Source organism: Geobacter argillaceus (genome assembly GCF_007830735.1).
Classification (GTDB): domain Bacteria; phylum Desulfobacterota; class Desulfuromonadia; order Geobacterales; family DSM-12255; genus Geomobilibacter; species Geomobilibacter argillaceus.
Window position 1 is genome coordinate 16,872 of the sequence record NZ_VLLN01000014.1, and the last position, 25,770, is coordinate 42,641.

The 25,770-nt window shown below is 58.7% G+C and carries 19 protein-coding genes; 1 reads left to right on the forward strand and 18 read right to left on the reverse strand.

From position 1 onward, the window contains the following. Nucleotides 1-13 precede the first annotated feature (13 nt). From JN12_RS11965 to rnr, 11 genes are all read right to left on the reverse strand, one after another. Complete coding sequence (locus tag JN12_RS11965) at nucleotides 14-1,273, reverse strand: HD domain-containing phosphohydrolase (protein ID WP_145023019.1); 1,260 nt, start codon at nucleotides 1,271-1,273, stop codon at nucleotides 14-16. 121 nt (nucleotides 1,274-1,394) lie between these two features. Continuing rightward, nucleotides 1,395-2,771 carry a sigma-54-dependent transcriptional regulator gene (locus tag JN12_RS11970; RefSeq protein ID WP_145023021.1) on the reverse strand — a complete coding sequence of 459 codons (1,377 nt, stop codon included), beginning with the start codon at nucleotides 2,769-2,771 and terminating at the stop codon, nucleotides 1,395-1,397. A 109-nt stretch (nucleotides 2,772-2,880) separates the two neighbouring features. Beyond that, complete coding sequence (locus JN12_RS11975) at nucleotides 2,881-4,527, reverse strand: two-component system sensor histidine kinase NtrB (protein ID WP_145023023.1); 1,647 nt, start codon at nucleotides 4,525-4,527, stop codon at nucleotides 2,881-2,883. Between the two features lie 3 nt (nucleotides 4,528-4,530). After that, nucleotides 4,531-5,742 carry a type II secretion system F family protein gene (locus JN12_RS11980; RefSeq protein WP_145023025.1) on the reverse strand — a complete coding sequence of 404 codons (1,212 nt, stop codon included), beginning with the start codon at nucleotides 5,740-5,742 and terminating at the stop codon, nucleotides 4,531-4,533. Between the two features lie 67 nt (nucleotides 5,743-5,809). Continuing rightward, nucleotides 5,810-6,910, reverse strand: a complete 1,101-nt coding sequence (locus JN12_RS11985) for a type IV pilus twitching motility protein PilT (protein ID WP_145023027.1) — start codon at nucleotides 6,908-6,910, stop codon at nucleotides 5,810-5,812. A 14-nt stretch (nucleotides 6,911-6,924) separates the two neighbouring features. Then, a complete protein-coding gene (pilB, locus tag JN12_RS11990) occupies nucleotides 6,925-8,625 on the reverse strand; it encodes a type IV-A pilus assembly ATPase PilB (RefSeq protein ID WP_145023029.1) in 1,701 nt (566 codons plus the stop codon). A 184-nt stretch (nucleotides 8,626-8,809) separates the two neighbouring features. After that, nucleotides 8,810-10,678 (reverse strand): glycosyltransferase family 117 protein, encoded by a 1,869-nt coding sequence (locus JN12_RS11995; RefSeq protein WP_145023031.1) that lies wholly within the window; start codon nucleotides 10,676-10,678, stop codon nucleotides 8,810-8,812. A gap of 4 nt (nucleotides 10,679-10,682) precedes the next feature. Beyond that, nucleotides 10,683-11,702 carry a lysylphosphatidylglycerol synthase transmembrane domain-containing protein gene (locus tag JN12_RS12000; protein WP_145023033.1) on the reverse strand — a complete coding sequence of 340 codons (1,020 nt, stop codon included), beginning with the start codon at nucleotides 11,700-11,702 and terminating at the stop codon, nucleotides 10,683-10,685. Between the two features lie 249 nt (nucleotides 11,703-11,951). Continuing rightward, nucleotides 11,952-12,914, reverse strand: coding sequence for a bifunctional riboflavin kinase/FAD synthetase (locus JN12_RS12005; RefSeq protein WP_145023035.1), 963 nt, complete (start codon nucleotides 12,912-12,914; stop codon nucleotides 11,952-11,954). Next, entirely contained in the window at nucleotides 12,911-13,759 is an 849-nt protein-coding gene (gene tatC / locus JN12_RS12010; RefSeq protein ID WP_145023037.1) for a twin-arginine translocase subunit TatC, read from the reverse strand. The genes JN12_RS12005 and tatC overlap by 4 nt, the downstream gene beginning before the upstream one ends. Before the next feature lie 82 nt (nucleotides 13,760-13,841). After that, complete coding sequence (gene rnr, locus JN12_RS12015; protein ID WP_145023039.1) at nucleotides 13,842-16,070, reverse strand: ribonuclease R; 2,229 nt, start codon at nucleotides 16,068-16,070, stop codon at nucleotides 13,842-13,844. 148 nt (nucleotides 16,071-16,218) lie between these two features. Between rnr and JN12_RS12020 the strand changes: the two genes are divergently transcribed. After that, nucleotides 16,219-18,375, forward strand: a complete 2,157-nt coding sequence (locus JN12_RS12020; RefSeq protein ID WP_145023041.1) for a tetratricopeptide repeat protein — start codon at nucleotides 16,219-16,221, stop codon at nucleotides 18,373-18,375. A 96-nt stretch (nucleotides 18,376-18,471) separates the two neighbouring features. On the opposite strand, the gene JN12_RS12025 is transcribed toward JN12_RS12020, so the two are convergent. From JN12_RS12025 to JN12_RS12055, 7 genes are all read right to left on the reverse strand, one after another. Next, entirely contained in the window at nucleotides 18,472-18,861 is a 390-nt protein-coding gene (locus JN12_RS12025; RefSeq protein ID WP_145023043.1) for a hypothetical protein, read from the reverse strand. Between the two features lie 189 nt (nucleotides 18,862-19,050). Next, entirely contained in the window at nucleotides 19,051-21,681 is a 2,631-nt protein-coding gene (locus JN12_RS12030) for an A-adding tRNA nucleotidyltransferase (RefSeq protein WP_145023046.1), read from the reverse strand. 87 nt (nucleotides 21,682-21,768) lie between these two features. After that, on the reverse strand, nucleotides 21,769-22,572 hold the full coding sequence (gene amrB, locus JN12_RS12035; RefSeq protein WP_145023048.1) for an AmmeMemoRadiSam system protein B: 804 nt from the start codon (nucleotides 22,570-22,572) through the stop codon (nucleotides 21,769-21,771). Nucleotides 22,573-22,625: 53 nt separating this feature from the next. Beyond that, on the reverse strand, nucleotides 22,626-23,207 hold the full coding sequence (gene scpB / locus JN12_RS12040; RefSeq protein ID WP_145023050.1) for an SMC-Scp complex subunit ScpB: 582 nt from the start codon (nucleotides 23,205-23,207) through the stop codon (nucleotides 22,626-22,628). Continuing rightward, complete coding sequence (locus JN12_RS12045) at nucleotides 23,188-24,012, reverse strand: segregation and condensation protein A (RefSeq protein ID WP_145023052.1); 825 nt, start codon at nucleotides 24,010-24,012, stop codon at nucleotides 23,188-23,190. The genes scpB and JN12_RS12045 overlap by 20 nt, the downstream gene beginning before the upstream one ends. A 6-nt stretch (nucleotides 24,013-24,018) precedes the next feature. Continuing rightward, nucleotides 24,019-25,002: a tryptophan--tRNA ligase gene (gene trpS / locus JN12_RS12050; RefSeq protein WP_145023054.1), complete on the reverse strand. Its 984-nt coding sequence runs from the start codon at nucleotides 25,000-25,002 to the stop codon at nucleotides 24,019-24,021. Between the two features lie 11 nt (nucleotides 25,003-25,013). After that, on the reverse strand, nucleotides 25,014-25,694 hold the full coding sequence (locus tag JN12_RS12055; protein ID WP_145023056.1) for a site-2 protease family protein: 681 nt from the start codon (nucleotides 25,692-25,694) through the stop codon (nucleotides 25,014-25,016). Nucleotides 25,695-25,770: the final 76 nt, after the last annotated feature.

Genomic DNA, 25,770 nt, shown 5'->3' on the forward strand with positions numbered 1-25,770 from the left:
TGCCTTTTTCCCATCATCGGGTAGACATAAATTGCTTTTCGTAGAACTCTCTGGCAACAGTCTGTTTTTCAGCTACATAGGCAAAAATATCGTTATAATTCTCAAAAAGGAGATTAACTATTCTGGTATCCAAACGGTTACCATCAGAAAACTGTTTAATAATCTGAACAATTCCATCTTTGGACATACCTTTTCTGTACGGTCGGTCTTCAGCAAGTGCGGTAAATATATCCGCGACCATCAGTATCCGTGCCCCGGTACTTAGCCCGGAGGCAACGCAATGAAAGGGATATCCGGAACCGTCAAGTCTTTCATGGTGATAAGCAGCCCATTCCGCAATGTGATTAAGTCCCCCAATAGTATTAATCACAGAATACGTATAATACGTGTGTGATTTCATTACTGACATCTCGTCTTTTGCAAGGCTTCCGGGTTTATCCAGAATGCTGTTCGGAATTACCAATTTCCCTATATCATGCAGATTGCCTGCAACTTCCATAAGTCCTATTTCTGTGTCCGTAAGTCCGAAAATTCTTGCCAGCATGGATGCAGATGCAGCGACACCTGAAGAATGAGTTGAAGTAAAACGAGACTTGAAATCAATGATATTTCTAAAAAGCTCTGCAATTACGGAAATATCCGAGTAACCGATCACTTTTTTACTGAAAGGGCCTTCATTGAGCAGAAGAGAATATAATCGCGGGGAAACCAGATCCAGCCAAAATTCTTCGCTCTGATTTACCGAGTTGAAAAGATCCACAACTTGAGGATGCAATGAAGAGCCGGACAAAGATTCTATCGTTGATAAAATATCTTCGTGTTGGAGAAGAATGTAATGTTCGCGTTTTATTGCGCGTTCGAGATAATCGGCAAGAAATAACAATTGTGACTCAAACACAATTGGAGTCTCGATTGACTCTCCCCAGTGCTGCCATTCTGTGTGGTGGAATCTGATGATACTTGCCGAGTCTTTTAGCCAAGGTATGTTATTCAGCAAAAGCTCGCCACGAATACAATGCTCTTCAAGATTTTCAACCTCAAAATTTCGAACTGAGATTTTTTCTTCCAATGAAAAAGCGCCGATATCATGAAGCAGTGCAGCTATAAATATTCTTTCCAATCTTTCATTTGAAAGCCTTGCGGCTTTCCCCATTTCCCACACCACAAAGGCTGTCCTTTGTTGATGCTGTATCAATGCAGGATTGGCCAAATCCATGGCATCGGAAAGTGAAAGAACCAGATTTCCTAAATTAACGGTAATGTTTCGCTGCATATACGTTCTCCCGAAAAATTTTTCTAAGTGATTCTGGAAAACGGAAATTCGGCTTCAGTCCGCTTCCTCCAACTACTGGTTTACGCCGCGTGATAAGGCTGGTTAATGGACGCAAATTGACTTACTGTTCGTCATCCATACCGAACTTGGCCAGGCGGTAGCGGAAGGAGCGGAAGGTGAGCCCGAGCAGGGCAGCCGCCTTCTTCTTCACCCCGCCGGCCCGCTCCAGGGACTGGAGGAGAAACTGCTTCTCGAGCCCGTCCAGATAGCGTTCCAGATCCATGCCGCCGGCGGGAAGCTCGTTCACCTCTCCACAGGCCTGGGTCGGCTGCGGCCGCACGACCTGGGGGGGAAGGGAATCAATGGTGATGATCTTGTCTCCCAGCGCCACGGCCCGCTCCACCAGGTTCTCCAGTTCCCGCACGTTCCCCGGAAACGGATAGGCCATGAGCAGTTTCAAGGCCTCCGGCGTAATGCACTCCTCCCCCGGGGGCATCTGGGTATGCTTGCGGGAAAAGTGCTCAACGAGGAGAGGAATATCCTCCGGCCGCTCCCTCAAAGACGGGATAGCCACCTGCACCACGTTGAGCCGGTAAAAGAGGTCCTCTCGAAACAGTCCCTGGCGAACATCTCCCTCCAGGTCACGGTTGGTGGCGGCCACGATCCTGACATCGACCTTCCTCGCCTCGGTCCCGCCGATCCGGCGCACGTCCCGGTCCTGGATGACCCGCAGGAGCTTGGCCTGGAGCTGAATCGGCAGCTCGCCGATCTCGTCCAGGAACAGCGTACCACCATCGGCCTGCTCGAACAACCCGGCATGATCGGCAATGGCCCCGGTAAATGCCCCCTTCCGGTGGCCGAACAGCTCGCTCTCCATGAGGGTCTCGGGAATCGCCCCGCAGTTGACCGCCACGAACGGCCGGCCACTCCGTGATCCGTTGAAGTGGATAGCCCGGGCGACCAGTTCCTTGCCGGTACCGCTCTCACCGAAAATCAGCACATTGGCCGTACTGGCAGCCACCTTTTCGATCAGGGTGCAGACATCCCGCATCACCCTGCTCTTTCCCACCAGACCACCGAAGCTGAACCGGTCGGCCACCTCCTTCTTAAGCCGTGTGTTCTCCTGCTGCAGAGCCCGTTTTGCCAGGGCGTTTCTGACCAGGACCTTGATCTCTTCCACCTTGAACGGTTTGCCGATGTAATCGTAGGCGCCAAGCTTCATCGCCTCCACCGCCTGGGCAGCCGTGGAGTAGGCGGTCACCAGCAGCACCTCGGTCTCCGGTGAGACCTGCCGGATCCGCTCCAGAAGGGCAATTCCATCCAACCCCGGCATATTCACATCCGACACGATCAGATCGAAACTTCCGGAAGCAAGCATGGTCAGGGCAGTCTCGGCATTTTCGGCCAATGACGTTTCATACCCTTCACGCTGCAGAAGGATCGAGAGAAACTCCCGCATGCTCAGTTCGTCATCCACCACCAGGATCTGTGCACTCATTGGGTTCACCTTCAGCTCTGACATGGAAAAAACAATTTCAAGCGAAAAGCACGAGATGAATTCGCAACTGTCTCCGCGACTCCGCGTGAGACTTCGCAGGTTGGTTGAATCAGTCGGCGGCCGGCAGTTCGGGCAGGAGAATGGTAAAACTGGTCCCCTCCCCCTTGCTGCTCTCCACCAGGATACGCCCGCCATGGGCCTCGATGATCCGGTACACGGTCGCCAGCCCCAGACCGGTTCCCCCGGATTTGGTCGTGAAAAACGGTTCGAAAATCAGCCTCCGTTCCTCTTCGGTCATGCCACTGCCGCTGTCGCGGACCGTGATGCGCGTAGCCCGGGCCATTGCCAGTTCCGGATAGGGAAGCGAGCCACAGGCGCTGATATCGATGTAGCCTCTGCCGTCCATGGCCTCGGCCGCATTCACCAGCAGGTTCCAGAGCACCTGTTCCAGTTGGCCCGGGTCAGCGGTTACCGTCATATCGGCCGGAATCCCTTTACGGACCTCAACCCCGGCAAACCGCTGGTCCATGGTAAGGAGTGCCATCAGGTTGGTCACCAGATCGACCAGGTTCAACGGGACAACAGCCGGTGCCGTTGGCCGGGCATAGGAGAGAAAATCACTGATCAGTCCGTTCAGCCGGTCGGTTTCCCTGAGCACGATCGCCAGTAACTTGCGATCCTGCTCCGCAACCTCCTCACCCTGGGCAATGAGTTGTACGGAACCGCTGATGGAGGCCAGCGGATTGCGAATTTCGTGCGCCAGTCGTGCCGCCATGCCGCCAATGGCTGCCAGACGGTCCGCCCGCTTCAGTTCCGACTCCATCTCCTTCAGCCTGGTCAGGTCCTGAAAATCGATGATCACCCCCAGGCGATTCCCCTCATTGTCGGTAAACGGCACAGACTTGAAGCCGAAGATCTTCCGCTCCCCGTCGCGGGTCAGATGCTCGATCTCCTCACGCTGAAACCGGTTGGTGAGCCCCATATACGGGAGAAATGCCGGTATCACCTCGGCCAAAGGCCGATCATACGCCTCTTCCTGGGAAACTCCGGTCAATTTAGCAGCATAGCCGTTGAACACCCTGATCCTTCCATGGATATTCACGGTGAGGAGACCACTTTCCAGGTTGGAGACGATGGTGCTGTTGAGATGCTCCAGCTCGGCATAGTCTATCTCCCTTTCCTGCAAGGCGCTTTCGCTCTGGCGCGCCCGCTCTGCAAGTATGCCGGTAAGTACGGCGGTAAGGGTGAATGCCAGGACATTGATAAAGATTGTCGCCAAGAGCTGCCGTGCGCCCAACTGCTGGGCCGGAACCGGGCTGAGGCCGAATTGGGCCAGCCTGCCGTAGAACTGGAGGTCAACTATCGCACCGTACAGAATGCCGCAGAGACAGGCGGTGTAGAGGGCTTCCCGTCTGGCCAGCAGAAAGCCGGCACAGATGATGACCAGGAGATAGAGAAAAGGGTACGAAGAGACAGCGCCGCCGGTCAGGAGGATCAAAACCGTGATGAACAGAAGATCCCAGATGATCTGGAGGTAGGCAAGTGTCGTAGTTATCGTTGCCGTAAGGCGGAGTACGGCCAGGGAGACAAGTGAGAAGAGGCAGGTGGCGGTAATCAGCCTTCTGAAGCCGCCCGGCTCACCAACATTTGCGAAATCCGGCTCACCGACCTGGAGCAGACTGATGGAGGCGAGCACCACCCCCACCACCACCAGCCTGGCCAGAATGAACCATACTAGCCGTTTGCGGTCAGGCATCGACTAACCGCCAACGGTACCCGCAAGCTTGAAGATCGGAAGATACATGGCAATGACGAGACCACCGACGGTCGTTCCGAGGAAGACCATCAGGAGCGGCTCCATCATGGAGGTGAGGTTGGAGACCGCATCGTCCACCTCGTCGTCGTAGAAGTCGGCAATCTTGTTCAGCATGGTATCCATGGCCCCTGTCGCCTCGCCAACTGCGATCATCTGTACCACCATGGCCGGAAACACGCCGCTCTCCGCCAGCGGATCGGCAATGGTCTTACCTTCGGAGATCGCCTGGCGTACCTTGTAAATCGCCTCTTCGACGATCTTGTTCCCGGCCGTCTTGGCAACGATCTCCAGGCCGTCCATGATCGGCACGCCGCTCGAGATCATGGTGCCGAGGGTCCGGGTGAACTTGGCCACGGCCACCTTGCGGATCAGGATACCGATAACGGGGGTGCCCAGGAGCATACGATCGATCTTCCGCCGGCCATCAGTGGTTGCATAGTACTTCTTGATGACATAGGAGATCCCGTAGAAGGTACCGATGATCACGAAAATATATTTTTTGAGAAAGTTGCTCAGAGCAATCACTATCCTGGTCGGCGCCGGCAGCTCGCCGCCGAAGTCGGCAAACATCTTGGCAAAGGTCGGAATGACAAAGACCAGGATGACACCGACCACGATGACCGCAATGGCCATGATGGTGGCTGGATAAACCATGGCCCCCTTCACCTGCTTCTTCAGCTTCATCGCCTTCTCGATGTAGGCGGCAAGACGGTTCAGGATGGTATCCAGGATACCCCCCACCTCACCGGCCGCGATCAGGTTTACATAGAGCTGGTCAAAAATCGTCGGGTGCTTGGCAAGGGCGTCGGCAAAGGTCGAGCCGCTCTCCACCGATTCCTTGACCTTCAGCAGGCACTCTTTGAAGGTCTTGTTTTCCTGCTGTCCGGCGAGGATGTCGAGACACTGCACCAGGGGAAGGCCGGAATCGATCATGGTAGCAAACTGGCGGGTAAATACCACCAGGTCCTTGGTCTCCACCTTCTTCTTGCCGAAGCTGAAGGAAGCTCCTGCCCCCTTCTTTTCCTCCCTGATCGTGATGCCGGTAAAACCGTACCGCTTCAGCTGCGTTTCCACGGCTCCGGCGTTGTCAGCCTCCATGACCCCCTTCTGTGCCGCTCCGGTCTTCGTCCTGGCTTCCCAGCTGAACTTAGGCATTTTCCCTCCCGAGCTACCTTCTAAACCAGCTATGGTCTATAAAATTACGTTCGTTAAAAACAACGCGTCAGCGGGCTGGTGGTGGCCGCCGTTGCTGGCCGGTCGGCCCATTGGCTATCATCTGCTTTAGCTCATCCGGGTCCGAGGAGCGCCCCATGGCGTCGTCAAGCGAGATCAGCCGGCGGGCACACAGGGTGTAGAGCGACTGGTTCATGGTCTGCATCCCGAACTTGTCCTGCCCTACCTGCATCTGGGAGTAAATCTGATGGATCTTGTCCTCCCTGATCAGGTTCCTGATTGCCGCGTTAGGCACCATGATCTCCAGCGCCAGGGTCCTGCCCGTCTGCCCCAAACGGGGGATCAGGACCTGTGACATCACTCCTTCCAGCACAAAGGAGAGCTGGGTCCGGATCTGGGTCTGCTGGTAGGGGGGGAACACGTCGATGATACGGTTGATGGTCTGGGCGCAGGAGTTGGTATGGAGCGTGGCAAAGCAGAGATGGCCGGTCTCGGCCAGGGTCAACGCCGCCTCGATGGTCTCCAGATCGCGTAACTCGCCGATCAGGACTACGTCCGGGTCCTGACGGAGTACGTACCGCAGGGCGTTCTTGAACCCCTTGGTGTCGGCACCGACCTCCCGCTGGTTCACCAGACACCCCTTGTGGGGATGCAGATATTCGATCGGATCCTCAATGGTGACGATATGATCGTGCCGGTCGGTGTTGATCTTGTCGATCATGGAGGCCAGGGTCGTCGACTTGCCGCTGCCGGTCGGCCCGGTAACAAGGATCAGCCCACGCGGCTTTTCGGTCAGTTCCCTGACGACCGGGGGAAGGCCCAACTCTTCGAAGGTGAGGATCTTGTAGGGGATGACCCGGAAAACGCCGGCCACGGCCCCACGCTGAACAAAGACATTGCCCCGGAACCGGGAGAGCCCCTTCACGCCGAAGGAGAGATCCAGTTCGTTATCCTCTTCGAACTTGTGCTTCTGGGCCTCGGTCAGCACGCTGTAGCAGAGCTGCCTGGTCTCCACCGCCGAGAGCAGCGGGAGTTCCATCGGCTTCAACTGGCCGTCGATCCTGATCTGCGGCGGCGAGTTGGTGGTAATATGCAGGTCCGAACCGCCCCGGTCCACCAGCTCTTTGAGCAACTGATGCAGATTCACCATGATGTCACCACCTCCTAATCGTCAGACACGGTCACGCGCAGGACCTCCTCGAAGGAGGTAACCCCCTCGGCCAGCTTGGTCAATCCTGACTGCCGCATGGTTTTTATACCGAGGCGCATCGTTTCCCGCTTGATCTCGGCCGTATTGGCCCCGTTCAGAATCAGTTCCCGGACCGGCTCCAGCATCGGCATGACCTGGTAGAAACCGACCCGTCCCTTGTAGCCGGTGCCATTGCACTTGGGACAACCGGCACCGCGGTAGCAGACTACGTTAGGCGCCTCATCGGCCGGCACCCCGGCATCGACAAGGGCTTTCACCGGAATATCTTCCACCACCTTACAGTCGCTGCACACCCGCCGCGCAAGTCGCTGGGCCGTGATCAGGTTCACTGCCGAGGCCACCAGGAACGGCTCCACCCCCATGTTGAGGAGCCGGTTGATGGTGGCCGGCGCATCGTTGGTGTGCAGGGTGGAGAGGACCAGGTGACCGGTGAGCGCTGCCTTGATCCCGATTTCCGCGGTTTCGAAGTCGCGAATTTCGCCGATCATGATGATGTCCGGGTCCTGGCGGAGGAAGGCCCGCAGTGCTGCGGCAAAATTAAGACCGATGTCCTCGTGCATCTGCACCTGGTTGATCCCGGCAAAATTGAATTCCACCGGGTCTTCGGCGGTGGAGATGTTCTCGGTGACCTTGTTCAGTTCGGCAAGTGCCGAATAGAGGGAAACGGTTTTGCCGCTCCCCGTAGGGCCGGTGACCAGGACCATACCGAACGGTTTGTGAATCTCGTCCTTGAAATTCTTCAGGGCATCGGGCTCGTAGCCCAGTTTGGTCATGTCCAGCTGGAGATTGGATTTATCCAGCAACCGGAGAACGATCTTCTCTCCGAACAGGGTGGGAAGCACCGAGACCCGGAAATCCATGTCCTTGCCGCCGCCCAGCTTGATCTTGATCCTCCCGTCCTGGGGCAGACGCCGCTCGGCGATATCCAGTTCTGCCATGATCTTGATCCGCGAGGTGATGGCGTTCTTCAGCTTCAAGGGAGGCTTCATCGCCTCGTACAATACACCGTCGATCCGGTAGCGGACCCTGAAGACCCGTTCGTACGGCTCGATATGGATATCGCTCGCCTTTTTCTTGATGGCATCGGTCAGGATCAGGTTGACCAGCTTGACGACCGGTGCGTCTTCGGTGGCTCGTTCCAGGGACGAGACATCCACCTCGTCCTCTTCACCCACCACCTCCAGGTCTTCCATCTCCAGGTTGCTCATCACCTCGTCAAGGGATGCGGACTGGTCGTAGTACTTGTCGATTGCCCCCTTGATGGACGACTCGGAGGCGACCGCGACCTCCACGTTGTAGCCGGTCATGAACTTGATGTCGTCTATGGCAAAGATATTGGAGGGGTCGCTCATGGCGATGACCAGCGTCGAACCGGCCCGGTTCACCGGTACGACCTGGTATTTTTGGACAACATCGCCGGGAATGATCTTGATGACCGCCAGGTCTATCTCCACCTCAGCGAGGTTGATGGAGGGAACGCCGTACTGCTTCGAAAGAAACGTCGTCAGATCCTGTTCGGTCAGATGACCATTTTTTATCAGGATGGTGCCGAGGCGCAGTTGGCCGCCCGACTCCTTCTGCTCCACCAATGCTGAATTCAGCTGGTCGCGGGTGATCAGGTTGTTTGCAACAAGGATTTCGCCCAATCTGCTCATGGTTCCTGACACCTCTGGAGAAGACTGAACGCGTTACTGGCAATCGGATGCGTAAGGTTACGTGAATTATGATCGATCATAAGGCTGACACTGAGCTCCCGGCACAAGACTATCCTTACCCATCGGTTAATGGCCACAAAAGTTTAACCCGATTCATGACAACCGTCAAAGGGGTTGGCGCGGTTTAACGGATTCCGTAGCTGTTCAGGGTCTGCATGACCTGATATGACATTTCCGGTGCAATCTGTTCCGCCAGCCTGACTTCGGCCACCCCTTCCCCCTTGCGGCCAAGGCGCAACAAGGATTCACCAGCCTCCAGGTGACCATTGGCATAGATCAGAAAAGCCTTCTGGGTATCCAGGTCGCGGAAGAACATGTCGGTCGTGAAGCCACGATTGTTGTAAAGCCGCCAAGTCATCATGTCCGGCAACGGTTGCGCCCCCTGTGAAGCAGCCACTAACTGGTAGGCTATGCCGCGCTGCAGAAAGCGGTAGGAATCGAACGGCACCGAGTAGCGGGTGGAGAAGTCAATCAGGACGGGACGTCGCGGAATCTGCTCGGCCACTGACAGGAGCAGGACATTTTCCGGCGACTGTGACTCCAGCGGTATGTTGCGCAGCAGACTATGCCTGAACAGCTCGGGGAACCCGTCCAGATACCACTTGAAAACCAGGTGCGGGGTATGGAGCAGGTCGAGATCTTCGCGCATCCGCTCCACACCCTGCAGATACCAGAGCGGGAAGGCGCCGCTGTCTCCCCAGGTATAGAGAACCGATCCCTGCGGCGCCGAGCGGAGCGTATTGGTGGCATAGTCGTAGGCCACGTAGTTATCGTGCTGGTCATTCTCCACGAAATTGATGGCAAATACGCCGGTGGGCAGGGCAAAGAGCACGACCAGCAGCAACAGCCTCGCTGCCAGCGGCTTTGCTGCCAGTACCGGCATAACGGACGACAGGAGCAGCGTAGTCAGATACCAGAGCCCGAGACCGATGAAGGCCGCGGAGAGACAATACAGTGGCGTAAAGAACTCCTCTGTCAGGAAAATGAGTTCACCCGGGGTGTTGAAATATCCGACAATAACCAGCAGAAAGGCCCCAAGCCCGAGCAGATAGGCCACCGTTTCGATCCAGCGCTTCCTGGCGAACAGGTAGGCCATGCCGAGCAGCAGCAGGACCATGCCGACGATGGTGAATTCATGGGGCACATTGAAGGCATTGATCTGTTGCCAGAGCAACTTCAGATCCCGCACCGGCTTCTCCACCGGATACCCCTTGCGCAGGAAGTGCCAGAGAAACTGGTCAAGGGTCTTGGGGTCACCCCAGTTGAGGATCGGGTTCCTGGTCGCCCTGAGCGGCAGATGAAGATTGATGGCAAAACCGAGAATGGCGAACGACAGCGCCAGGAGTATCTCCTTGATCCGGGTGATTACCCGCCAGTCAGTGACCAGAATGATGAACGCGTAGGCGGGAATCATCAGGACGATGGTCTGGTGGGCACCGGTTGCCAGGCCGCAGAGAAAAGCGCCCAGATAGACGTACGCCGGCCTCTCTTCTCCGGCAAGCGAGGATTTTCGCCAGCAGAGAACGAGATATAATACCATGACAGCGATGAAGGAGACGAGAGGATACGGTTTGTCGTGGTTGGACTGAAGCCAGAGACGGGGGGTGAAGGCAAAGGCCAGGGCGGCGGCCAAGGCAGCCAGATCACGAAATACAGGGGAAAGCTGCGGCATATCGGCCCGTTCGTCGTCGGCCAGAAGGAAGCGGGTCAGGAGAAAAGCGCCGTAACAGGCCAGAGCCCCCGAGACCGCCGTGGCTATGTTTACCTTGAAGGCGATATTTCCCAGAGGGAGGTAGGTAAACGGCTTCGCATAGTTGACGAACAGGGGATAGCCGGGCGAATGGGGCGAACCGAGGCAGGCGATGGCGGTGATGAACTCGCCGCTGTCGAAAAAAGTGACTGACGGTGCCAGGGTGACCAGGTAACCGCCCAAAGGGATCAGAAATGACAAGAGGGCCAGCGGATCGACACGGGAAAGCAAGCGGCTGAGCATTTACTTAAGACTCCTCGCGGGGAATGGTGGCGCTGACTACCTTTAGCGACAGCTTGTCCCGCCACAAATGGTACAGTCCTGCCAGGATGACCGGGAAAAAACTGACCCCGTGGATTACCAGGGCAACGGAGAGCGCCTTTTCCGACTGGATGTTGAACGCCTTGAGGGCGGTCACACAGGCAAAGTGGTAGGTCCCCACGTAACCGGGGGATGCGGGAACCATCACGGCAAAGACCAGGAAAACGAGGATGAAGAGGGAGCCGGCAACCGGCAGGACGATCCCGAAGGAGCGGAGCAGGAGATCCACCGGCCAGGCGGCAAAAGCCCAGATGACCAGCGAACTGCCGAAAATGGCCAGGAGATCAACCGGGCCTGCAGACAACCGGAGGCCGCTGACGAATGATCCGAGGAGTGGAATGACCTTCGCGCTCAGCGTCGCCGGAAACGGACGGAGAAGCTGGCTGATCAGGTGAAGGGTCCAGACGGTTCGGCGCTTCAGGATAACCAGGAAGGTAATGGCTGTGCAGTAAATGACCAGGGTCAGATAGCCGCCGGTCACCATCCCCTGCTGAACGCCTTCCATACCCGGAGGGAGTCGGAGGGTAAAAAAGGTGAACAGGAGCATCAATAGCACGGTAAAGCCGTCCCAGAGCCGATCCACCACGAGCGTAGCAAAGACCGCACTGGTCTCCAACCGCTCTTTCCGGGCCAGGACGTAGGCGCGCACGAATTCGCCCAAACGGGCCGGCAGGAGGTTGTTGGCCATGTAGCCGATAATGGTGGCCGGGTACAGGGAACGAAGCGCAGTCCGCTTCAGCGGAAGGAGCAGAAAGCGCCAACGCACGGCCCGGCAGAAGTAGCTGGCAAAGGTGGCCGCAACCGCCGGCACCAGGTAGCGCCAGTCCATCTCCCGGAACGCGGCTGCCACCTTGCCCATCTCGATTTTTCTAAACAGGAGGACGAGGCAGACTGCACTGATGCCGATGCCGATCCAAAATTTCAGGTCCAGCGTCTTCTTTGCCAAATATCATCCCCTGAAGTAACGTTCTGTTTCGTCAGATTACGTCCCGTAGGACCCAGGGGCCTAAAGGACAGAATGCCAGTAGCCCGGCGATTTATCGCCGGGTTTCGTGGTCGATACATGAATTTGGTCACGTACGTGACTAATGGAAAAGGCTAATCCATTTCCGGGGGATGAATCCCCCGGCTACAAGCATTCTGTCCCGATGGGACGTAAACAGAATCTAACAAAGCAGAACGGACTTTCTTTACTCTACACCCCTTCCAGGTACTCGCGGTACTCGATGAGCGGCTCGGCAGCCAGGATCTCCCGGCATCGGGCCACGTCATGGGCAATCGCCTCTTTCAACTCCTCCGGTGAGGCAAACTTTTTTTCGTCCCGAAGCCTGGCCATGAAATAAACCCGGATCTCCCTACCGTACAGGTCCCCGGCGTAGTCGAAGAGAAACACCTCGATAACCGGCTGATCGCCGCCGAAGGTGGGAGTTGTGCCGATATTGCACGCCCCGTCGAACAGCTCCTCCCCTACCTTGACCCGCACCGCATAGACCCCGTGGGCAGGGATAATCTCCTTGTCCGTGGCAAGATTCGCCGTGGGAAAGCCGAGCCCCTGGCCACGGTGGTGGCCGTGAACCACGGTCCCGGCTGCGGAGTAGTGGCGGCCCAAAAAGCGTACCACGTCAGCCACCGCCCCCCCCCTGATCAGTTCACGGACCAGGGAACTGCTGTAGACCACTCCGTCCTTGCCGAGCGGCTCCAGCACCTCCACCCGGAAACCGAATTCGTCGCCCAGCTGTTTCAGAAACGAGACGTTTCCTTCCCGGCCCCGGCCAAAACAGTAGTCGTAACCGATGATCAGGTGATGCACCCCGAGCTTTCCGACCAGCACCTGCTCCACGAACTCCCGGGCCGTCAGACGGGCAAACGCGAAGGTAAAGGGAACGCTGACCAGGTAATCGACACCGGAAGCCTCGATGAGAAGTTCCTTTTCGGCACTGGTATTGATCAGCCTGACCTCTTTCGTCGTCGGCAGAACCTTGAGGGGATGGGGATCAAAGGTGAGGACAACGGATGACCCGCCACACGCGCGGGCCGCTCGCTTGACCCGACGGAATATCTCCCGGTGGCCGAGGTGCACCCCATCGAAATTGCCGATGGTCACCACGGTCCTGACGAGTGGGGGCTGTATCTCCTCCAGGGATCGATAGACGATCATGCGGCTGCCTCCTCTTCGGAAGCCGGTGCCGGTTTCCGTTTGCCAAATATGAGGGCGACCCAGACGCTCACCTCGTACATCAGATAGAGGGGAACCATGATCACGAACATGGTGATCAGGTCGGCATGGAAGGCGGCGACAATGGCACTGGCCAGGAGGGCAAATTTCCGGTTTCTGGCCAGGAGCCGGTAGTTGACGAACCCGAGACGGGAGAGAAGGAGAGAAAGGATCGGCAGTTCGAAGATCAGGCCGAAGATCAGGATGAGTCGCATGCAGAAGTTGACGTAGGCGCTCAGGTTGAACCAGCTTTGCAACCCTTCCATCTCGTAGGAGAGGGAAAAATTGATGATCACCGGCCAGATAATGATCAGGAAGAACATGGCGCCGATGCAGAAACTGATGGTCGTTGCCGTGACAAAAGGAACCACCATCCGGCGCTCCTTGCGGGTGAGCCCCGGTGCCACGAACAGCCAGACCTGGTAGAACACGATGGGAAGAACGATGATGAACCCGGCAATGATCGAAATCTTGCACTGCACGAAGAACGGTTCCAGCGGTGCACTGTAGTTGAGCCGCCGCACCTTGACCGTCCCGGCCAGCTCCTTGTCCAGCTGATAGCGCTGATAGACGGCAGGGTAGCGTTCCTTGACCCTGGCATAGACACTGCGCTTGATCCCGGTCAGGTAGGTCTCCCCGGTCAGTGGCTTCTCGATAAAGCCGAGAATGGCGGGGGAAAAATTCCACGACACCCCCATGCCGATCACCACCGCGACAACGATGACGATCAACCGGCTTCGCAGCTCCACCAGGTGCTCGATAAAGGGAACTACTTTTTCTTCAGTCATCTAGTGGCCAATTCCGGATTAATAGAATCAAAACCGTGTATAGATAGCACAGCGTACAGTCCACGCGCAACAGGTTTCCCGGTCAGCGCCGCCCCTTAGCCGGCCGCTCGCCACGCTTGCCGACCGTCTTGGACCAGCCGGTCGGCTTCTTCCCCCGGACCGGCTCCCGCCGGTACTGTTCGGTGGCCGGGAAAGCGGCTTCGGCCAGGACGAAATCGATCTGTCGCCGCTCGGTGCTGACACTTGCCACCCGGACCCGCAGCGGATCACCGATGCGAAAGGTCCGCCTTGCCCCCTCACCCAACAGTTCGTGACGCGACTCCACGAAACGGTAGTAATCGGAAGGCAGTGCCGTCACATGGATCAACCCCTCAACGAAGAACTCGATAAGCTCCACAAACAGCCCGAACGGTGTGACGCCGCTCACAAAACCATCGTACTCCTCCCCCACCTTGTCCCGCATGAACTGCACCTTCTTCAGTTCCACCACCTCCCGCTCCGCCTCCATGGCCAGCCGTTCCCGCTTGCTGGTGTGGTCGGCGGTCTCGGGGAGTATTTCGGCGAGCCGTTCCCTCTCCCCCTTCCGCAGACTGCCGGCCAGGACCCCTTTCAGGACCCGGTGGACCACCAGGTCCGGGTAGCGCCGGATCGGCGAAGTAAAGTGTGTATAGAGGGGGGCCGCGAGACCGAAATGACCGACGTTCTCCGCGGCATAGCGCGCCTGCTTCATGCAACGGAGCAGGAGCTGGTTGACCATCCGCTCCTCGGGCCGGCCATCGGCCTGGACCAGGAACTGCTGCAAAGCCCCGGGAGTAATTTTCCCTTCCTTGACCGGCAGTTGATAGCCAAAGTGGGAGACGAATTCCCGGAACTCGTCCAGCTTGGCCGGATCGGGCGGCTCATGTATCCGGTAGAGGGTCGGGACCTCCCGGTGTGCAAGGAAGGTGGCAACCGCCTCGTTGGCTGCCAGCATGAACTCCTCGATGATCCGGTGGGCCACGTTCCGCTCGGCCTTGACAATGGCCATGGTTTCACCCTGGAGATCCAGGATGATCTGCGGCTCCGGCAGGTCGAAATCGATGCTCCCCCGCTCCCTGCGCCGGCTGGTCAGACGTTCGGCCAGCTCCAGCATCAGTTCCAGATCCGGAACCAGCTGCCGGTAGCGGACCCGCTCCCCCGCATCCTTATCCGCCACGATCTGCCGCACCAGGGTATAGGTAAGGCGGGCAGCGCTCTTGATGACGCTCGGGTAAAACGAGCTCTCCCGCACGACTCCGGCCGCATCGAACAGCATCTCGGCGGTCATGGCAAGCCGTTCCACGTCAGGGTTCAGGGAACAGATGCCGTTGGAGAGCTGTTCCGGCAACATGGGCAGACACCGGTCCGGGAAATAGACCGATGTGCCGCGGGCGCAGGCCTCCCGGTCCAGAGGGGAGCCGGGTCTCACATAGTGGGCCACGTCGGCGATGGAGACCCAGAGACGGATGCCGGTTCCCTCCCGTCGCACGCTCACCGCATCGTCGAAGTCCCGGGCCGTCTCCCCGTCGATGGTGACGGTAAGGAGTTCCCTGAGGTCAGTGCGCCCCGCCAGGTCGGCTTCCTGCAGCTCCTGCGGGACCTTCCCGGCCTCTGCCAGGGTATCCGGAGGGAAGCCGTCTGGTAGGCCGTGACGCCGGATGGCGGTGAGCACCTCCACTTCCGGATCGTCCGGCCGGCCGAGCACCTCGGTCACCCGGCCGGTAGCGGGCCGGCCGCCGACCGGATAAGTGGCCAGTTCGGCAACCACGGTTTCCCCCTCCCTGGCCCGGCCGGCGGCACCGGCAGGAATGGAAAGCATCGGCAGCCGCCCGTCGTCCGGAACCACCGAGGCATACGGCCCCTGGAGCTGATAACGGCCGATGACGGTCGTGGTCCCCCGCTCCACGGTCCTCACGATCCGCCCTTCGCGGCGGTTTCCATACCGGGAAGGGACCAGGTTGACCTCCACCCGGTCGCCATGCAGATTCTCCCGCAGGTAGCGGGCAGGGATGAAGATATCCTCCCCGCCCCCTTCCGGGGTGACGAAACCGTAGCCGTCCCGATGGACCGAAAGGGTCCCGGTCACCGTGGCCACGCTGCGCCGCGCCAGAACGTAACGGCTGCCCGCTAGCCGCTCGACCACTCCCTCCCGGTGCAGTTCCGCCAGGGTCTCCAGGACCGCCTGCCGCTCCTTGCCCCCGCGGACGACATGGCAGGCAACCAACAGGTCACGGAGGCGGAGCGGCTCCCCGCCGGCCATGACCTTTACTATCCGTTTCCCGATGTCTCTCATCGTTGTCCTCCGTCCACAACTGACTCCAATAGAAGCGGAAGATCTCCCCGATGTCAAACCATTTGGCCGTGAAGCGCCACTTTACCTTTGAAATTGGCCAGGGGTGCCGGTATGATGAAGGCACAAGTTTACCACGACAGGAGCATGGATGCTTTTCCGACTCATCATTACCACCGCACTGCTCACCACCCTCGCCATTCCGGCGTCAGCCCGGAACCTGGTCAGCCTTCCGGATGAAGGCCTCATCGCGGCAGCACAGGAATTACGGGCAAAGAACTTCGTCAAAGCGGCCACACTCTCCACCAACGCACCGGTCGGCGGGGCACGGGACTTCATCTTCGCTATCGCCACCTACCGCCAGGGACGCTATGACGAGGCAGAAGGCGCCTTTAGCCGGGCAACAACAACGCTGCCAGCCCTGGCCGACTATTCCCTTTACTACCGGGCACAGTCCCTGGTGCGCCTGGACAGGACAGCCGAAGCGATTGCCGTCCTGAGTGAGCTTCTGCAGAACCATCCGGACACCCCTCTCTACCGCCAGACCCTACTCCAGCGCGGCAACCTGCTGTTCGAACGGCGAGAATACCGGGATGCCCTGGCCACCTTTCAGCGGTTCACAGAAAAATACTCATCGGGAAACGACTCCATCCTTGCCCTGTACCGGGCAGCCCGTTGCCGTGAGGAGTTGGGCGAACTGGGCCAGGCAGTTACCATCCTGCGCTCGATCTGGCTCAACAACCCTGCCGCCCCCCAGGCATCCCGGGCCGAAGAAGACCTGAAACGACTGTCGGCAAAAGGGACAACCACCCCGCCGATCGCTCCGCAGGAATTGGTTAAACGGGCCACCACACTGATGGAGCTGAAAAAGTACGACCAGGCGGTAAAGGCCTTTCGGGCTATCAATCCTGAGGGTCAGAACGCAGATTTTGCCGACCGCCTCAAGCTGAAAATCGGTCAGGCGCTGATGCGGGGCCGCAAGTACACCGATGCGGAAAAGGTTTTGACAGATCTGACCTCGGGCGACATCCACCGGGAGATGGCGGTTGATGCACGCTACCTGCTTGCCCTGACCATGGAGAAGAGCAACCGGGATGGGGATGCCTATGCCGCCTACCTGAAATTCGCCGCCGACTTTTCTGCCAATGACCAGGCCGACGACGCCCTCCTCAACGCCGCCTTTATCCGCAAATTCCAGGGACGGCACGCCGAGGCGGTAACCGTGTTGAAGCAGCTGCTCGCCTCATTCCCCAAAACCCCTCTGCTGCACCGGGTCAGGTGGGAAATCGCCTGGAACTCCTTTCGGGCCGGCGATCTCCAGACCGCCCTCGACAACCTGAAGAAGCTGGTGGACAACAGCGCCTACCGGGAACGGGCGCTGTTCTGGACAGGCCGGATTCTCACCGCACGGGGGGAGAAGGGTGCCGCCCGGGAGGCCTATACCCTTCTTGCCAGGGATTTTCCGTTCGGCTACTACGCCCTGACTGCCGGTCTGACGCCGGCGTACCCGGAACCGCTGGGCCTGCGGGAGAAGGATTTACGCGACCTGCTCCCCCTGCCCGACGGCTACGAGCGGGTCAAGCTTCTCATCTCCTTCGGCCTGAACGAGGAGGCGCAGCGGGAGCTGGCAATAACTAAAAAGCGGACCAATGGCAAGAAAGGGCTCCAGGCCATCGCCCGCCTCTATCTGGAGATGGACAATTACCGGGATGCCATGCTCCTCTACAAACAGGAGCAGCCGGAGCAGCTCGATCGGGAACACCAGATCCAATGGGGGCTCAGCTACCCCCGCGCCTTCACCCCGGTCGTCTCTGATGTCTCCCGGAATACGGGAATCGCCCAGAGCCTGGTATACGGTATCATGCGCTCCGAGAGCAATTTCTCCCCCACCGCCCTGTCTCCGGTGGGAGCCTGTGGGCTGATGCAGCTCATGCCGGCCACCGCTGCGGCCCTGGCTAAATTCCAGGGGGATTTCACCCCGGACCGACTCACCGACCCGCAGACGAACATAACCCTGGGAGTGCGCCATCTGAAGGGGCTGGTTGACCTGTACCAGGGAAACACGACCCTCGCGGTAGCCGCCTACAATGCCGGCACTACAGCGGTCAACCGCTGGCGGACCGCGTTCGGCGATCTCCCCCTGGATGAATTCATCGAAAGCATCCCTTACAGCGAAACCAGGGAGTATGTAAAAAAGGTCCTGGCCACTGCCAACCTGTATCAGTTGCTGTACGAAACAAAGCCCGCCCCGAAACAGGTGGTGATCAACAGATCCGCGCAGACGGTCACCCGCGGAGGCGCGGAGTAACACCACACACTTCGCTGAACCGCCACCAATGACGACAAAGGGGGGATGGTCCGCAAGAACCACCCCCCCTTTGTGTGCCCAAATCCAAGATCGAGATTAGAAACTGCCGCGCAACAGATCAGCCTTGAACGCCACTGACGTACCACGGGAACCGTTCTCCTGCAGTTCAGGCATCACGGTCGGCATGGCAAAACGGATCTTTCCGTTATCAACTTCGGCAAAGGACCGGGAAACGGTTACGGCACCAAAGACCGTCCCCGCAATTATCCCGGTGGCAGCGCCGTAGCCGATGTATTCCAGATGATCGCCCGGGTGTTTGGGAAAGGCGAGCATAGCACCGCCAAGCAAGGTCCCGATCACCCCACCGTAGAATGCGTCCTCCAGGATCACCTTGAGCGGATTTTCCTGGGCACCGGCAGGAATCGTCCAGACCGTCAAAAGTGCAGTTGCCAGAAGAACCGTCATCATACGTTTTGCCCGTTTCATTAGTCTCCTCCCTTTCATTTCATTCATCGCTTATTAAAGCAACAAGCAAGCCAATCGACCCAAAGCTGCACAACATCCTGAAACCTGCTAAAACAGATGAAGAACTCTCGGCTGCACAAGTATCACCGTTGGCAATAAATGGCAAAATCGGTGTCCGTAACCGTCATTTGCCGGCAAGCCATGTTGCACTTATGCAACAGTTCGAGACAGATCAGCAAGGAGGCGTAACTCGTCTTCGCGGGAATTCACCTGCCCATTCAGACGGGCCGCGAGAATACTGTCAAGAATCTGCCGATACCGGGGACCGTGCGGAATATCGAGTGCTTCCAGGTCGTGACCCGTCACGCTGATCCTGACGTTGCGCAGCTTGGTAAAGTACAGGGAGACAACCCTGCGCGCCTCTTCACCGGTGGTCCTGGCCATGAGAAAGAGCAGGATCTCCACCGTCAGATCCTTGAGGAGCAGGTATATGTCACTGGGGAGCAACTGCATCTGGTCCGCAATCAACCGTTCAAGGGTGTTCAGTGTCCGGCTTCCCTGACGCCGGTTGTCCGCCAGACGCTCCCTGTAATGTTCGCTCACAGCCAGTCTGCCGCAGGTTTCCCAGAATTCGTCGTCCGAGAGCGCGGCTGTCAGCGCAAGGAAATATACCACCCAACGCTCGCAGCTGGCGCCGAGAAACAGGAGATCGAACCAGGACAGGATCTTCCTGGTTTCGTCCAGTAGTCGGTGCAGCTCTGCGGTCAGCTCCAGGTGCTGATGGATGAACGGCAGCAGCCCCAACATGGCAAGCCGCTCGATGGCCCGCTGCGGTTCGTGCTCCCGCAGGATGTGTACCAGTTCAGAGAGGAGCCGCTTCCCGCCGAGCCGTTCCAGAAAGTTCATCTTAACCGCATTCTTGATCAGATTCTCCGTATGGATCGCGATGTGGAAGCCGAGGCGCTGCTCGAAACGGATGGCCCGGAAAACCCGCGTCGGGTCCTCAACAAAGGAAAGGTTGTGAAGGACCCGGATCACCTTTTCCTGGAGATCCCGCTGGGCACCGAAATAGTCGATGAGCAGGCCGAAACCGCGGCTGTTCAGGAGGACTGCCAGGGTATTGATGGTGAAGTCGCGACGATACAGATCCATTTTGAGGGATGAGCGCTCCACCGTCGGCAGTGCACCGGGCGAGTCGTAATATTCCAGGCGGGTGCTGGCCACGTCGATCTTGAGGCCATCGGGAAGGACAATGACCGCGGTCCCGAACTTATGATGACTCTTGACCCGGCACCCGAAGCGCTCCGCAAAGGTCTCGGCAAAGAGGATGCCATCACCTTCCACCGTCACGTCGATATCACTGTTCTCCATCCCGAGCATGAGGTCGCGGACAAAGCCGCCGACCGCATAGACGGAGACGTCCAGTTCCTCCCCCACCCCGCCCAGATCCTTGAGAAGCTGAAAAACCGGTGGCGACAGGGCACGAGCCATCTGACGCGCCACCTCCTTGCTTCGGGAAGGGCCGGCGCTACGCGCCAGATCGTAGAGCGCCTCTCCTGCATACATGGCCCGCAGGAGATCGGTCCGGGTGACCACCCCCACCAGTTCCTTGCCGCTGAAGACCGGCACGAAGCGCCTGTTGCGGGTAACGACATACTCCCTGATCTCGCTGAAGGGGGTGTCAGGTACGGCCCGCATGAATTCGGTGTGCATGTAGTCGGTCACCGGCTGGTTCTGCAGGCCGTGATAAATCGCCTTCTCCACGATCCGGCGCGAGATGATCCCGACCATGACATCGCCCGCCATGACCGGCATGGCGTTCACATTGTACCGGGTGAGCAGTTCACGGGCTTCGACGATGGTCGTCAAAGCCGGCATGGTCTTGACCGGTGATGACATGAAATCCGCTGCCACCCGCCGGGGATTGACCCGCACCCTCAGGACCTGATCCAGCCGGTCGAGCACCTGGATCATTGTCAGGTCCTTGACCGCCGCCGACGCGGCCGTGGCGTGCCCACCACCGCCCAGGTCCCGCAGGACCTCCCCCGCATCCACCTCCGGCGTGCGGCTCCGGGCCACCACGTAGACCCGGTTGCCCATGCCGACCACGATGAAAAGCGCTTCCAGACTCTCCATATCCCGCATCATGTGGGCAAGCACGGCAATATCGCCGATGTAGTAGTCGACCGCGGCATGGGCGATGGATATTTCCACACCGTTCAGGGTCGTGGTCTTGAGGGATTTCAGGAGATCGTTCAACAGGGAGATCTGTTCGGAGGTCAGCTCCTGGGTCACAAAATCGGCCACTGTATTCAGGTTCGCCCCCTGCTGAAGGAGCCAGGCCGCCACATGGTAGTCGTCAACAGTGGTGGACGGAAAGGTGAGGTTGCCGGTGTCCTCGTAGATGCCGAGCATCATCAGGGTCGCTTCGATGGAGGTTACCGCAAGCCCCCTCTCCTTCAGCAGCAACGCGAGAATCGTGGTGGATGAGCCGCAGGATCTGATCAGGCCGCCGGTCGGTCGAATCTGGCCGGCAACGTCAGGGTGGTGATCGTAGATATGGATCACAAGTCCCGGCCGGTCAAGGATCTCGGCAAAGCGGCCGATGCGGGAGGCGTGCTGGCAATCGACCAGGACAAGGCGTGTCACCCGGTCGAGGTCGACATCTTTCAGTTTGGTGAAGTTAAGGACATAGCCGGTGGATTTGAGAAAGAAATCGCGCATGCTCTTTTCCTGCGAACCGGAAAAGACCATCAGCGCGTCGGGATAGAGCTTCCTGGCGGCGATCATCGCCCCGAGGCAGTCGAAATCGGCGTTAACATGGGTGGTAATGACATCCATCAGCACTTCACCTGTTCAAAACATACTCTTGCTGAGGGCCCGGTGCAGTGCTCCAAGTAGCCATAGGGGAGCGCATCACCGCACAATTCAGGAGACTGTCACCGCCGCGTAGCCCACCACCTGCCGAACATCACCGTTTACATCCCCGCTGTTGGCGTAGCGTACGAGGCGCGCCCGGTTGGCTCCCAGCTCCTTTGCCGCAATCAACATCACCGTGGCTGGCACCACCCCACACATGGTAATGCCGCGGGAGCGGCAGGTTCCCAACAATCCGGACGGATTGAGGGCCAGTATCTCCCGGATGGCGATGCCGTCCTTTTCCCGTGCCTGATCGGCCGGCTCGTAGTGGGTCATGTCCGAACTGGCGACGATCAGGACCTCTTCCCCGTACTCACGGATGGCCAGGGCCAGCCCCATGCCCAGTTCCTCGCACTCCTGGTAACGACCAAAGCCGATACAAACCGGCACAATGGCGACGTCCGGACGAATTGCCCGGAGAAAGGGGAGCTGAACCTCAAGGGAGTGTTCGTGAAGGTGCGCCAGGGTGTCCGGTTCAAGCAGCGGCGCATGGCGGGAGCAGAGGGAGGAAAGCCTGTCGTTGATCGGCACCGTACCCAGTGGGGTAGCCCAGGAGCCTGAGGGATAGAGGGCAGCCCTGGCGCCGACGCCGTGGTGGTTCGGCCCCAGGATTACGACGGTGCGGGGAATGCGGATGGCACCGAAAAGGGCACCGGCCACTGCACCGGAGTAAATATAGCCGGCGTGGGGCGAGACAACGCCGATGGCCCGCTCCTGCTCTTCCTGACTGGTTATGAGCCCTGCCAAATCCTTCTGGAGCCGGTCTCGCTCACTGCTGTAGAACTGTCCCGCTACTGCTGGCTGACGAAGCATAAAAGCACCTCCTTACCCACTATACTGCTGCGGACAAGTATAGCGCACCCAACTCAATCGGCTACCCCGGCGTCCAGCGGCAGTGGTGCCTGCTCGCCGCTGGTGGGATCGTCGGCCAGTTCGTGGACTTCCCTGAGCGACGGCAGGCTTGCCAGATCCTTGAGACCGAACGTGCTCATGAACTCTTTCGTGGTCCCGTAAATCAGCGGCTTTCCGGGGATATCCTTCTTTCCCAGGATGCGGATCAACTTTTTCTCCAGGAGGCTCTTCAGCACACCACCCACATCCACCCCCCGGAGATACTCGACCTCGGCCCTGGTCACCGGCTGACGGTAGGCGATGATGGCCAGGGTCTCCAGGGCTGACTGGCTGAACTTGGCAACCCTGCCGCGCCGCAGCCGGCGGATGTAGTCGGCATGCTCGGGCCGGGTACGCAACTGAAACCCGCCAGCCACCTGCACAAGGGCAATACCCCTCCCTTCAGCCTCGTATTCCGCCACCAGTTCGGCAAGCACAGCACGCACCAGGTCCCGCTCATATTCTTCCAGGACCGTGCAGAGCCGGTCCAGAGTGAGTGGGCCGTCAGCGACAAAGAGGAGGCTCTCCACAATGGCTCTAAGGTTGGGTGTGGTCATGACCCTGATCGTCCTCCGACTGTTCCGGTTCCATGATAACCGCCGGTCTGACCCAGATGGTCCCAAAGCGTTCCAGTTGGCTGACCTTGATCATCTTGAGCTTGCAGAGTTCAAGAACAGCCAGGAACGTGGCAACGACATACTCACGCGTCAGGTTGCCCTGGAAGAGTTCTTCGAAGGCAACCAGCTCTTTTCCCTGCAGAAAGGCCAGGAGGTCCGAGATCCGGTCGGCGATACTGATGTTCTCCGAGCCCACCTCGTGAAAACTCTCCTTGGGCGCCTTCTGCAGAATCCGCCGGAAGGCGGCCATCAGTTCGAAGAGATCCAGCTCCAGCGGGGCCTCGCTGACCTCGTCATCCTCTGCTTCGGACGGGAGTTCCGGCCGGACGAACAGGTCCCGGTCCAGAAGCTGCCGTCCCGCCAGGGAAACGGCTGCCTCCTTGTATTTCTGGTATTCCAGGAGACGGCGGACCAGTTCGGCCCGCGGGTCCTCACCGGACTCTTCCGCGCCCTCTTCGGACGGCGCAATGGGAAGGAGCAGCTTGGACTTGATCTGGATCAGGGTGGAGGCCATGACCAGGAATTCGCCGGCCACGTCCAGGTTGAGCTCGTTCATCACCTCCAGGTACGCCAGGTACTGGCGGGTGATCTCGGCCATGGGGATGTTGTAGATATCCACCTCGTTCTTCCTGATGAGGTGGAGCAAGAGGTCGAGCGGCCCTTCGAAGGCCTCGACCCTGATCGGATAGGAATTAAGCGGGCTCTCGGCAAAGAGCCCGCTCCGGAATGGGTCGCTGCCGGTCATGGGGCTCTATAATCCCATGGCCGTAGCGACTTCCTGAAGGGTCTTTTCCGCCTCAATCGCGGCCTTGCGGGCACCGGCAGCGAGTATGTCCGTCACCAGCCCGGGCTGGGCAAGCAACTCCTCGCGACGGGCGCGAAACGGCGCCAAGGCCTCCACCAGGCATTCAGCCTGGAGCCGCTTGCACTCGACGCAGCCGATCTGGGCGCTACGGCAGGCGGCCATCACCTCTTCACGCTTCTCAGGCGGCAAATGCATCCCGTTCAGCGAGAAGGCTACACACTGGTCCGGCTCACCCGGGTCGCTCCTTCTAACCCGCTGGGTATCAGTCACCATGGACATCACCTTTTTCCGGCTCTCGTCGGCACTCTCGGAGAGGAATATGGCATTGCCGTAAGACTTGCTCATCTTCCGGCCGTCCAGACCCAGGACCTTCGGGGTCTCGGTCAGGAGCGCCTCGGGCTCGGGAAAGACCGGCGTGTAGAGATGGTTGAAGCGGCGGGCGATCTCCCGGGTGATCTCCAGGTGGGGAAGCTGGTCATGGCCCACCGGCACCTTGCCCGCCTTGTAGATGATGATGTCGGCAGCCATGAGCACCGGATAGCCGAGGAAGCCGAAGGTGGAGAGATCCTTGGTCTGCAGGTTCTCCTGCATCTCCTTGTAGGTGGGGTTCCGCTCCAGCCACGAGACCGGGGTGATCATCCCCAGGAGCAGGTTCAGCTCGGCATGCTGCGGCACATGGCCCTGACGGAAGATGGTCGACTTTTCCGGATCGATCCCAAAGGCAAGCCAATCCAGGACCATCTCCCGGATGCTGTCCCGAATTCCTTCCGTACTCGCATATTCGGTGGTCAACGAATGCCAGTCTGCAACGAAAAAGAAGCAGTCGTAGTTGTGCTGCAACTCCAGCCAGTTGGCCAGAACACCGTGGAAGTGGCCCAGGTGGAGTTTCCCGGTGGGGCGCATGCCGCTGACAATCCGCATGTTCTGCATGAAAAAACTCCTTATCGCATCAGGAAGTGGGTAACGCTGAAAACGAGCTTGCTCTGGGGACCGGCCAGGAGACCGATCGCCATGTTGAGTACCGGCGAAATGACCGTACTGAAGATATTGGTGAAAAAGACCAGGACAATGATGATGATCATGCCGTACGGCTCGATCCGCGCCAGGTTCGCCGCCTGCCGATAGGGAAGAAGGCCCACCATCACCCGGCCGCCATCCAGGGGCGGCAGGGGAATAAGGTTGAAAATCGCCAGGAGCAGGTTGATATACACCGAAAACGCCAGCATAAGGACAACCGGGTCGATGACCAACGGGATAAGAGAGGAATCGGGCAGTGCCTCGGTAGCGGCAACAATGCCGCGCATGGCAAAGGCCGACAGGGTTGCCAGGACGAAGTTGGTAACCGGTCCGGCACCGGCCACCCAGATCATGTCCGACTTGGGGTGACGAAGATTGCCGAAGTTCACCGGCACCGGCTTGGCCCAGCCGATGCCGACAATAAACACCATCAGGGTACCGAAGATATCCAAGTGTTTCAGGGGGTTGAGGGTCAGGCGCCCCATGGAGCGGGCGGTATTGTCGCCGAACCGGTCGGCCATGAATCCGTGGGAGACCTCATGACAGGTGATGGCCATGAGACCGGGCACCAGCATGATGGAGAGTTTGAGAAAAAAATTATCCATGGGGAATGGGGGCTCCTGTCGAACCTGTCGTTTCTAGCAGATAACCCGTGCAAAGTCAACGACACCCCCTTTTGGG